General features: G+C 70.8%; 8 protein-coding genes and 6 pseudogenes. 6 read left to right on the top strand and 8 right to left on the bottom strand.

What is annotated here, in order from left to right:
- Positions 1-1,748: 1,748 nt before the first annotated feature.
- From FF86_RS36820 to FF86_RS69420, 5 genes and pseudogenes are all read right to left on the bottom strand, one after another.
- Positions 1,749-3,344: FtsX-like permease family protein (locus FF86_RS36820; protein ID WP_206779089.1), on the bottom strand; the 1,596-nt coding region annotated here is incomplete at its 3' end.
- Positions 3,341-3,675, bottom strand: a pseudogene (locus FF86_RS69425) (hypothetical protein); the annotation flags it as partial. The pseudogene FF86_RS69425 and the gene FF86_RS36820, both read right to left, overlap by 4 nt.
- Position 3,676: 1 nt before the next feature.
- A partial coding sequence (locus tag FF86_RS30255) for an ABC transporter ATP-binding protein (RefSeq protein WP_242419908.1) occupies positions 3,677-4,300 on the bottom strand: 624 nt, incomplete at its 3' end.
- A gap of 20 nt (positions 4,301-4,320) precedes the next feature.
- Positions 4,321-4,946, bottom strand: a pseudogene (locus FF86_RS30250) (PadR family transcriptional regulator); the annotation flags it as partial.
- A gap of 380 nt (positions 4,947-5,326) precedes the next feature.
- The coding region (locus FF86_RS69420) for a class I SAM-dependent methyltransferase (protein WP_396230195.1) at positions 5,327-5,727 on the bottom strand (401 nt) is incomplete at its 3' end.
- A 495-nt stretch (positions 5,728-6,222) separates the two neighbouring features.
- Between FF86_RS69420 and FF86_RS30240 the strand changes: the two genes are divergently transcribed.
- The 6 genes and pseudogenes from FF86_RS30240 to FF86_RS61205 form a co-directional block, all read left to right on the top strand.
- Complete coding sequence (locus FF86_RS30240; RefSeq protein ID WP_128423432.1) at positions 6,223-6,459, top strand: hypothetical protein; 237 nt, start codon at positions 6,223-6,225, stop codon at positions 6,457-6,459.
- A gap of 199 nt (positions 6,460-6,658) precedes the next feature.
- On the top strand, positions 6,659-7,690 hold the full coding sequence (locus tag FF86_RS30235; protein ID WP_199865873.1) for a substrate-binding domain-containing protein: 1,032 nt from the start codon (positions 6,659-6,661) through the stop codon (positions 7,688-7,690).
- A 34-nt stretch (positions 7,691-7,724) separates the two neighbouring features.
- Positions 7,725-8,519: pseudogene (locus tag FF86_RS69415) on the top strand (ribokinase); the annotation flags it as partial.
- A gap of 1 nt (position 8,520) precedes the next feature.
- Positions 8,521-8,633: hypothetical protein (locus FF86_RS69410; protein ID WP_396230194.1), on the top strand; the 113-nt coding region annotated here is incomplete at its 5' end.
- A 325-nt stretch (positions 8,634-8,958) separates the two neighbouring features.
- Positions 8,959-9,131: pseudogene (locus FF86_RS69405) on the top strand (transaldolase family protein); the annotation flags it as partial.
- Position 9,132: 1 nt separating this feature from the next.
- Positions 9,133-9,414 (top strand): annotated as a pseudogene (locus FF86_RS61205) (hypothetical protein); the annotation flags it as partial.
- Positions 9,415-9,443: 29 nt separating this feature from the next.
- Here FF86_RS61205 and FF86_RS69400 read toward each other — a convergent pair.
- From FF86_RS69400 to FF86_RS30215, 3 genes and pseudogenes are all read right to left on the bottom strand, one after another.
- A pseudogene (locus FF86_RS69400) lies at positions 9,444-10,128 on the bottom strand (tetratricopeptide repeat protein); the annotation flags it as partial.
- A gap of 1 nt (position 10,129) precedes the next feature.
- Positions 10,130-10,760, bottom strand: a 631-nt coding sequence (locus FF86_RS69395; RefSeq protein ID WP_396230193.1) for a tetratricopeptide repeat protein, incomplete at its 3' end; no start/stop codon positions are given.
- A gap of 64 nt (positions 10,761-10,824) precedes the next feature.
- Positions 10,825-11,065: transposase (locus FF86_RS30215; RefSeq protein ID WP_131729410.1), on the bottom strand; the 241-nt coding region annotated here is incomplete at its 5' end.

The following is an 11,065-nucleotide window of genomic DNA, read 5'->3' as shown; positions in this document are numbered from 1 at the left end:
CGGTGAACCATTACACGTCGGGGTCGGGGGACAGCCCGGCGTGGATCGGGGTCGGTTCGTCCTGGTCGCGGAACGTCAGCGGTATCGGCGGCGATCTGGCCGCGGTCCAGACCGATGGTGGTGTGGTGACGTTGCAGTTGGCGAACCTGCACGGTGATGTGGTCGCGACCGTCGACGACGCGACCTCGGCCGGTTCGCCGGCGAGCTATGCGGAGTCCACCGAGTTCGNCAGCCCCTACTTCCTGAGTTCGGCGTATCCGCGGTACGGCTGGCTTGGCGCGAAGGAACGTTCCCGGGACACCCTGTCCGGCCTCACCCTGATGGGTGTCCGTCTCTACGACCCCAGTCTCGGCTGCTTCCTCCAGACCGACCCGGAACCCGACGTTCATAAGGCCAGATAGCCGCCTTCTCGTCCGGGTGAGCACGCCATCTTCGACTATCAACCTCGAGCCCTTTGTTGCTGGGATCACACGGGCGTCTCTCCAGCCATGGGAGCACTGCGGAAAGACCAGGCCGAGGGGTTAGAGCGTGACGCGGCGGAGGGTGGGCAGCCGGGACCTGGTGAACAGCCAGCCGCACGCCACGGCCACGAGCGGCACGAGCACGACGATGCTGGTCAGGCTCAGCCAGGGTGGGATGAACTCCCAGGTCTGGTCGAACGTCCCGGAACCGTGGCGTTCCATCCAGATCAACGCGAGGCCGGGCACCCCGCCGGCCACGACCCCCAGCACCACCCCGGTGCCGGCGATCACCGCGGCCTGGCTGGCGGCCAGCCGGCGGCGTACGCCCGGGCTCGCCCCCACGGCGGCGAGCGTCGCCAGGTCGGCGCGACCATCTGCCGCGGCGAGTCCGACGGCGATGCCGGTGGCGCCGAGGGTGACGACGGCGGCCGCGACCGCCAGTGCCACCAACCCGATGTCGTAGTCGCTCTGGTAGCCACGTTCGACGACGAGGCCGCCGTCGATTCCGGCGTCCGCCAGTGCCGAGTCCGCCCGCTCGGCCTCGGCCGCCGTGGGCACCCGGGTCGTGCTGGCCATCACCGCGTCGGGAATGACCGAGTACCCCCGCGCCCGTACCAGCGCCGGGGGCACGACGATCATGTCGATCGGGGTACCGCCGGCGCGCCTGACGAGCCTGGCGGGCAGGACGAGCGTCCGTTCGCTCGTCCCGACAGCGGACTGCCCGGGATCGTACGGCGGACTGACCTTCACGACGACGGTCCCGTCCGCCCGGAGGTACTGGGGGTTCGTCACGGCGACGACGCCGGCTGCCACGACGGCCCGGGCATCGGGGTAGCCGCCGTTGCTGGCGACGTCCAGCGCGGTGCCGTCGTCCACCGCGACGCCGTTGTGGACCTGGATGAGCCCCCGTTCGCCGCACCGTTCGTCGACCGACGCGTCCCACGGGGCCAGGCTGGGGCCGTACGTCCCGTCGCAGGAGAGGTCGCTGCGAGGGTCGGGGTAGGCGTAGGACGAACTGTCTGCGGCACTGCCGATGGTGTAGATCGGCGCGACCCTGTCCACGGGCAGGTTCGCGCGCAGCAACGCCTCCACCTGCGCCGCCGGATGCGGCTGTTCCGGCCCGTTCGGCCCCCACCGCGTCAGGTCGAGCACCACGCCCCCCGGGGCGGCCGACGGCCGGTAGGTGAGGTGGTCGTGGTGGTCGAGCGCGGCGACGTAGAGCGAGATCGCCACCGATCCGGTGACCGCGGCCATCACCGCCCCGACGGCGGGGGCGGTGCGACCACNCTGGCGAGCCGCGTCCCGCAGGGCCATCCGGGCGGCGACCGGCAGCCGCCGGGCGGCCCTGGCGAGGAGCTCGACGATCGATCCCGCGGTCGCGATCATGCCGAGTGTCACGACCGCGGTACCGGCGAGCAGCGGCAGTGGTTCGGCGGTGGCCGCGCCGAGCGCCGCCAGACCGACCCCCACCGCGACCGCGACCACGCCGAGTACCGGAACTCGCCTCGGGGTGACGAGCGGACCTCGTCGACCGGCCAACGCCGCGACGACGTCGACCCTGCTGGCCTGCCAGGCCGGCACGACGGCCGCCGCAACGGCGGTGAGCGTCCCGACGAGGACGATCAGTGACAGGTCGAGCAGCCGGACGTCGGTGTGCGCGAAGTCGCCGTGTTCGTAGTGCTCGAGGACGGGCAGCGCCGCCGCGCCGACGCCGGCGCCGAGCCCGGCGGCGGCCACCGAGGCCCCGAAACCGACCACGAGTCCGCCCGCGAGCACGATGGCGGCGATCTGCCGGCGGTTGCCGCCGCTGGCGGAGACCAGCGCGAGATTGCGGATGGTGCGCCGAGCGCCGACCGCGAACGCCGGCCCCGCCAGCAGCGCGACCTCGAGCAACACCAGGCCGACGGCCGTGGCGGCGACCGCCGCGTCGGCAGCGGCGAAGGTGCCGGAACTGTTCGGCACCGCGGGCACGTCGCTCGCGGGGGGCGGATCGGCGAACACCGCCCGGCTCACCACGACCGCACCGAGCCGATTCAGGCGCAGCACATCGTTCCAGGTGACAGGGCTCGGACCCACCGCATACAGCGTGTCGTTGCCGTAGCCCGGGGTGTCGGTGGCCGGCAGCAGGCCCGGCGTGCCGAGCACCGCCCTGGTGTTGCGGTCCTCGTGGAGGCGGGCGACTCCCACCACGTCCACCAGGCGCAGGCGCCCCTCACCGCCGGCGGGAGAGACGGCACCGGTGGGTGCGGTGGAGTCGGCGGCCGCACGGCCCGGAAGCTCCAGCTGCATGGTGTCGCCGACCCCGACGCCGAGGTGCCTGGCGAACGAGGCCGTCACGGTCACTTCGCCATCCTTTGCCGGCAGTCGGCCCGAGGTGAGGGTGACCAGGCCGGCGAGGCGGGGGTCGGTCCAGGCGGCCTCGTGCAGGTCCGCGCGAACGAAGCGGCTGCCGTCGTGGGCGCGGGGGTCCTCGATCCGCAGGCGCGCGTCGTGGGCGTCGTGCACGGTGGCGAGCCGGTCCCCGGGCGGCAACGCCGCGGCGAGGCCGGCCCGCGCCCGCTCGGCATCGGGCAGATGGGCCGGCCCGCTCGCGTCGGGGTCGACCGGACTGGCGGTCTCGGCGTCGGGGCTCTGCGCCATGGGGAGCCCGATGTTCCAGCCGGTGAACCGTGCCTGCAGCTTGGGGTGCGTGCCGAGCGTGCGCCAGACCCGCTGCGCAGGGCCGTCGTCTGCCGATCGGGCGATGACGTCGACGGCGGAGACCAGCAGGACCGGCAACCCGATCATCACGGCGATCAGCAGCGTGCGGCCCTTGGCACGCAGCGCGTCGCGTCGGGCGACCCGCAGGGCCGCCCGCCCGGCGGGGAATCCCAGCTTCGTCACCGGTCGGCTCCGTCCGTTGCGCTCCCGCTGTCCCCGTCGGGCCGTCCGGGGTCGGTCGCTCCGGGGCTGGGCCGTCCGGGACTGGGCCGTCCGGGACTGGACGGTCCGGGACTGGACGGTCCGGGACTGGACGGTCCGGGGTTGGTCCGTCTGGGGACGAACGGTGGGCGGTCGGAGGATCGGCTTCCGTGCGGGTGGGTCGACGTGCTGCCGAGCAGGGACTCGGGGGTCGACGGTTCGCCGGTGGAGTCGACCACCGTTCCGTCGCGCAGGAACACCACCCGGTCGGCCCACCCGGCGTGCCGTGCCTCGTGGGTGACGAGGAGGCCGGNGGCGCCGGCGTCGCAGCGGGCACGAAGCATCCGCATCACCTCGCCGCTGGTCGCCGAGTCGAGCGCGCCGGTCGGCTCGTCCGCCAGCACGAGCCGCCGGGGGCCCACCAGCGCGCGGGCGATCGCGACGCGCTGCTGCTGGCCGCCCGACATCTGGTCGGGAAACCGGTCGGCGAGATCGGCCACGCCCACGTCGGCCAAGGCGGCCACCGCCTCCCTGCGTGCCGTGCGCGTGGCCACGCCGTCGAGTTCCCGGGGGAGCGCGACGTTCTCGGCCGCGGTCAGCGCCGGAACGAGGTTGAGATCCTGAAAGACGTAGCCGAGGCTGCGTCGACGCAGCGCCGCGAGCGCTCTGGCGGACAGTCCTCCCAGCGCCGTCCCGTCGACGAACACGTCGCCCGACGTCGCGAGGTCGAGCCCGCCCGCCAACGTCAGCAGGGTGGACTTGCCCGAGCCGGACGGGCCCATCACGGCGACCAGCTCCCCGGGGTGGACGACGAGGTCCAGCCCGCGCAGCGCGACGACCTGGGTCACGCCACCGCCGTGGACCCGGGTCACGCCGCGCATGCGCAGTATCGGGGCCGAGGCGGGCGGGGAGGTGCCGGGGGGCGCGGGCTCCGGCATGCGAGGGGGCGCGATCGAGGTCATCGTCCGCTCTTTTCGGTCGTGGCTGCGTCTGGGTGGCCTGGCGAGGACAGGGCCGTGGTCGGTGTGGCCGGCGGGGGAGCACCGCTCGGGCTGGCGTCGGTGCGGGCGGCCCGGCGGGCCGTCCGCTCGAGCCGGGCCTCGACGTGGTCGAGCCAGCGGATCTCGGCCTCGGCGGCGAACACGAGGCTGTCGAGCACGAGCAGCCAGGCGGTGTCGTTCGCCTCGTCGGCCCGGCGACTGAGCCTGGTGTACTGCTGCACCGCGCGCATCGTCTCGGTCCGCTGGCGCTGCACGACCGCCTGCACGTCGACTCCGGGCAGCGTGACGGCGAGCGCGAGCTTGATGGCCAGCTCGTCTCGGGCCGGAGCGTGGCGGGTGACCGGCGCCGACCACCATTTTTCGGTCTCGGCGCGGCCGGTCTCGGTGAGCTGGTAGACGGCTGTCTGGTCATCGGCGTACCCGGCGGTGTCCGCCGGCTCGACGAGCCCGTCACGTTCGAGTCGCTGCAGCGTGGTGTAGACCTGCCCGATGTTGAGCGGCCAGGTCGAGCCCGTGCGTGTCTCGAATTCCGCCCTGAGCTGGTAGCCGTACATCGGGCGCTCGGCGAGCAACGCCAGCAGCCNGTGTCGGATCGACATCACGCCTCCCTGCGCCTGCGTCGGCACGTGCCTGGCGGCAGGTACCNGTCGGGCACGGCATACCTGGTATTTACATACTCGGTATGGTCCGCCCCTCTGGGGGCAACATACGCAGTATGGCATACCCGGTATCTACCTGGAGGCTGTCGGAATGAGGTCGCCCGTGTCGCGTGGACGACAGACTGCCGTGACAATCCAAAAACGAGTGGCGGGTCCAGGCTGGCGACGCCACGGTGGCCCTCGTCGCACTCGCCCCTGGGGCGGGTGCGATCAGATTCGTTTCACCGCGCGCGCGGACACGGTGAGGGGAAAGTCCTGATCCACCACGTCCAGCTCTGCGGCCGTCACGTCCTCCACGGTCAGNCCCTGGAGCGCGCAGACGGCGGCCAGGACGTTGCCGTGGCCGTGCACGTCATCGCTGGGCAGGCCGGCGGTGGTGAGTTCGGTGCGCAGCCCCGCGGGAGTCCAGCGGTACAGATCCGCGTCCCGGTCATGGGGGTCGAGCCGGGCGAGGGCGGGGACGGTGAGCAGCAGGACGCCGCCCGGGGCGAGGGACTGCCAGAGGTTCGCCAGCGCTGCCTGAGGGTCGACATACTGAAGGACCTGGGTGACGATCGCGCAGTCGTAGGCCCCCGGGGGGAGGCTCCCCACCTTGTTCAGGTCCGCGTGCAGGGTGAGGTCCGGATTGTTCGCGTCGATGTCGACGATCGTCAGCTCGGTCGGCGCCCCGTACAGGTCACTGTAGTGGGGGTTCTTCACCTCCATCACCCGGTTACCGGTGTAGTCCGCGCAGTGGGCGGCCATGAAACCGTCGATGTAATGCCGGTCGACCGGTCGTCCCCGCTCGCTGCCGTACCAGGCGGAGAACGGGCTGGTCCGGCGCAGATTCCCCCACCGCACCGGGTGCGTCTGCCGGTTTCCCGCCTGCACCGTCGCCCGCGCCGCCGCCTTGCCGCGCCGGACAAATCCTGCCACGTCCACCGCATCCTCCCCGCTCTCGCCCCGGCCTCGTCACGACCGTGACCCACCGGCCACTATTGGTATCACCGGAGATGGGGCAACTGCCGGCTATCTCCGGATGTGCGGGGACGAGGGCCGTGGCGTTACGCGGGTCGCGGCATGNCGTGCCTCGCCGGGCGGCCGACAGGACTGCGCGAGTGAGCTCGGCGAAGGGAACTGCCACACCTGGCAAGCCCTTCGAGTCGTGGCCTCACCCGCGAGGATGAGGATGACAGCCGATGTCTGCCGACGGATGTGACCGTGATCGCGGCGAACGGGATCGCGACTGTTGTGGCGCTGGGTACGGACTGGTTGGTGTTCCGGTTGCCGGAGCCGCCGGTCGGGGTGGAAATGATCTCCCTGATTCCGTCGCTACAGAGCAGCCAGGGTTGGTTCAGTGTCAACGCCTGGCAGCCGGGTGTCCCCAGGCCGATGGCTCTCGCGCGGCTGCGGGCTCTCACCCGCGACACGATGCGGTACGCCGCCACGCTGCCCTGACCCGCGCCGGGCAGCCGAGGGGGACCGGCGGGAGGCCGCCCGGAGGGGNGAAAGTGAAATCGGTAGAAATCGGTCATCGGGTAGCGGAGGCGAAGGTGCAGGGGAAGTCGATGGAGCCTGTCCGCCCTTCCGCGTCTATCCTGTCGTAACGGATCCCCTGAGTAAAGCAGGCGTCATGGGTGGACGTGTCGTCAAATTCGTGAGCGATGCCGACGGTATGCGGCTGGCCGGCCGTGGTGGTGGCCGGCCGACCGTGTCGACGAACACCTTCACCCGGGTTCTGAACGGCGGTGGAATCGGTCGTTTCGCGGCCCGCTCTCGGAATCCGGAGATCCCGTCCTCGTCGATTTCTCGGAGCGATGGTGGAATGGCGGTTCCCCGCCCGCTCGCGAAGGTTTGGGCAGCAATCTTCAGTGATACTGAAAATCCCTTCTTCTCCGGGGTTCTTCGGGGCGTCGAGGCCGCTGCGGCCCGCGATGGATATTCGATTCTCCTGTGCAACGCCGATGAGGATCTGGACCGAGAGAACGCCTATCTCGATCTTGCCGTGCTCGGGGAGGTGGCGGGTGTCATCGTCGCGCCGACCTCCGAGGAGGAGACCGATCTCGGGCGGCTGCTCGACCATGGGACGCCCGTGGTGACGGTCGACCGGCGCGCCCTGCGTAACCAGGTGGACGGTGTTCTGGTGGACAATGCCGCCGGTGCGTGCAGCGGCACGGAACACCTGATCAGTGAGGGGTTCTCGCGTATCGCCCTCATCGGCGGTCCGCTGCGCACGACGACGGCACGCGAGCGCCGGGAGGGCTACGAACGTGCCTTGCGGTTGCACGGTATCGAACCGCGTGCCGAGCTGGCGGTGTTCGCCGACTACAAGCGGCAGGGCGGATACGACGCGATGAGCCGCCTGCTGCGTACACGACCGCGCCCCGAGGCGGTTCTGGTCTCCAACAACCTGATGGCGGTGGGGGCCCTCGAAGCGCTCCGGGAGGCCCGCTGCTCGGTTCCGCGAGACATGGGACTCGTGGCGTTCGACGAGTTCCCCTGGAACGGGATGCAGGATCCGCCCATCACCACGATCGAACAGCCCTTTGACGACATCGGGCGATCCGCCGCAGATCTGCTTCTCGGTCGGTTGGCGGGTTCGGCAGCCACCGGGAGGACGGTCGTGCTCAACACGGAGCTGCGCATACGGGAGAGTTCGGTGAAGAACCGAGGCGCGGACCTCGGGTGAGGGTCAGGGTGCGAGCGAGAGGAGCCAGGCCCGCGTGACTGACACGGTGTGCGTCGTCGGCAGTCTGATGATGGATCTGATCACCTACGCCACCCGCCGGCCGCTTCCCGGCGAGACGCTCGTCGGCGACGACTTCACGATGACTCCCGGGGGAAAGGGCTTCAACCAGGCGGTCGCCGCCGCTCGCGCCGGCTCGCGGACGAGCCTGGTCGGCCGGGTCGGCGCCGATCAGTTCGGCAGCATCTTCCGTCAGGCACTGGCCGAGGAGGAGATCGATACCACGCACCTGCACGGCGCCGAGCAGGACGGAACCGGCGTCGGGTTGCCGGTCGTCGAGCGGGGCGGCCAAAACTCGATCATCATCGTCCCGCGGGCGAACGCGTCGGTGACCGCGGCCGACGTGGCCGCCGCCCGGTCGGCGATCACCGCGGCGGACGTCCTGCTGCTCCAGCTCGAGCTCCCGCTCGACGCCGTGTGGCAGGCTGCGCGGATCGCGAGGTCGGCCGGGGTGAAGGTGATCCTCAATCCGGCGCCCGCTGCCGCACTCCCAGCGGACCTGCTTTCTCTCGTCGACTACTTCGTGCCGAACGAGGTCGAGGTGTGCCTGTACGCGGAAGGGGAGGTGATGGCGGAGCGGCTGGACGATCTTGCCTCCCGGTTTCCCCGCATGAACGTCGTTGTCACGTGGGGAGAGCGTGGAGTGATCGGCCGGCTTGTGGGGGACGACGGTGTCGCCCTCTCGTTGCGGGAACCAGCCCCGGTGGTGAACGCGGTGGACACGGTCGGCGCGGGGGATGTCTTCTGTGGCTATCTCGCCGCCGGTCTGGCCNACGGAGTCCCCCCGGCGGCGGCCATCCGTTCCGCGGTGTCGGCCGCCTCCCTCGCCGTCACGCGGACCGGGTCGGGGCTGTCCGCTCCTTACGCCAAGGAGATCCAGGCGTAAGGGGGTCCGTGGCAGCGGGAAATCGAGATGCGAGGATACCGGCTGTCCGCCGACCGGCCCACAAGTGAAGGCGATCAGCATGTACCTGGATTCGGCAGCATCCGATGAGGTGGCCCTCGCCGCGTCGCTCGGATATGTGCGCGGAGTAACGGTGAACCCCACCCTGATGGCCAGGGCGGGTGCCGCCGACGACCCCCTGCGCCATCTCGGCGCGTTGCGTGCGCTCCTGCCGGGTGGCATGTTCTTCTATCAGCCGTGCAGCGTGAGTCCAAACGCCGCCCTCGGCGAGGCATGGNCCGCCTTCGAGCAGAATCCGGACCACACCGTGATCAAGATTCCTGCGGTCTCGGAGTACTTTTCCATGGCCGTTGAACTTGTCGGTCGAGGGGTCCGGGTCGCCATGACGGGGGTGTACGGAGGATCGCAGGCGGCGCTCGCCGGCTCGGTGGGTGCCGACTGGGTGATTCCCTACGTCGACCGGGCGGCCCGGCTGCTCGGNCACGATCGTCTGGTGACGGAACTGGCCTCGATTCTCGTGCGTCCCGTGCCGGACCGGAAGAGGTCACGCATCCTGGCGGCCAGCGTGAAATCCGTGCGGCAGGCGGAGGCCGCCCTGCTGGACGGCGCCGATGAGGTAAGCGTGCCGGTCGGGCTGCTCACCGCCCTCGCCTCCCACGAGCTGTCCCGGCAGGCGCTTGAGGAGTTCCAGCAGGCATCCCGCTACACGTTCGTGCCCGGTGTCCCCGACGACGAACAGGTCCCACGGGCGCTGCGCGGGTAACGCCGCTGCGCAGCCCGCGGTGGGCGGTCCTACCGCGCGATGGCCGGTGGCTCATCGGTCGGGTCCGGTCGGGTGCTGTCCGGGGGTGCCGCGCCGGATATCGGCCCATGGGGTGCGTGCTCGTCGGGCTGAAGTTCGTCGGGCTGTGGTTCGGCGGCCGGACGGCTTGCGCCGAGGACAGCGGGACCGACCGCCAGGCGGCTTTCCGATGCGCGGATGTCGGGGTGATCCGCGCCAAGAATGTCTCGCATCCGCTGCAGCGCCTCGGCGTGCAGGGTACGTGCCTCCTCGAGGAAGCCGAGGGCGTACAGGTCGTCGGCGAGGTTGATGGCGGAGGTGAGGGTGTCGGGATGTCCGGCGCCCAGGGTGCGGCGGCGGCGGTCGAGGGTCTCCTCATTGAGCGCTCGGGCGCCGTCGTAGTCGCCGAGGGCGTACAGGTCCACGGCCAGGTTCCCGGCCGCCCCGAGGGTGTCCGGGTGATCGGGGCCGAGCACCGGGCGCATTCTGCGCAGCGTCTCCTCGTGCAGGAGCCGGGCGCGGTCGAACTGGCCGAGGGCGTACAGGTCGACGGCGAGGTTGTTGGCGGAGGTGAGGGTGTCGGGGTGGTCGGCTCCGAGGGTGCGTCGGCGGCGTTCGAGGGTTTCCCCGTTGAGGGCTCGGGCGCGGTCGTAGTCGCCGAGGGCGTACAGATCGGCGGCGAGGTTGTTGGCGGAGNTGAGGGTGTCGGGGTGGTCGGCTCCGAGGGTGCGGCGGCGGTGCTCGAGGGTCTCCTCGTTGAGGGCTTGGGCGCGGTCGAACCAACCGAGGGCGTACAGGTCGTCGGCGAGGTTGTTGGCGGAGGTGAGGGTGTCGGGGTGGTCGGCTCCGAGGGTGCGCCGGCGCAGCGTGTAGACGTCCTGGTCCATCGCCCGAGCGTCGTCGTAGCGGCCCAGGCCCCGCAGGGCCGCGGCGATGTTGTTCGCCGAGCTCAGGCTGTCGGGGTGGTCGGCTCCGAGGGTTGACCGGCGCAGTCGGTGAAAGGCGAGCGCGAGTCGGAGCGCGCCGGCGTAGTCGCCGCGGGCGTGGAGGTAGCGGCAGAACCTGTCCAGCAGGTCGCGCAGTGGATGGGAGTCCGTGCCCGCCGGGTGGGTGGTGAGGTGCAGCAGGTGGGGGCCGAGGACGGCCCAGGTCGGCCAGGTCGTGGGATTACTGGGATCACTCGGCTGGGCGGCCAGGAGGAGTTCGGCGGCCGTCGTGAACGACGCCTGGCGGTCCTCGACGCTCATGCTCCCCCAGATCACCGCCTGCACCAGGCGGTGGACCCGGATGAAACCCTCTTCCCGGCGCAGTAGCGAGTAGCCGGCGATCGCGAGCCTGTCACGATTTCCGTGTAAGCCAGAGGTGAATAGCTTAGCTTACGCGTTCACACTATCAGAAAGGTAGGCGTCCGGGGAAGAGGCTGGAGAGCGTGTTGAGTGCGATTTTCCATCCGTGGGTTCCGGTGCCGGACTCGCCGCCCCGCTGACTCGATATGTTGCGAAGCCCGAGGTAGAGTAGCTTCATCGCCGCGTCACGGTCGGGAAAATGCCCGCGGTTCTTCGTGATTTTCCGGAGCTGGAAGTTCATCGACTCGATCGCATTGGTCGTGTACACGATCTTCCGGAGCTCGGGT

The sequence above is a fragment of the Frankia sp. CpI1-P genome (assembly GCF_001421075.1).
Lineage (GTDB): Bacteria > Actinomycetota > Actinomycetes > Frankiales > Frankiaceae > Frankia > Frankia torreyi.
The sequence above is the reverse complement of the archived record's forward strand: the minus strand, read 5'-3'. Positions and strand labels throughout refer to the sequence as shown.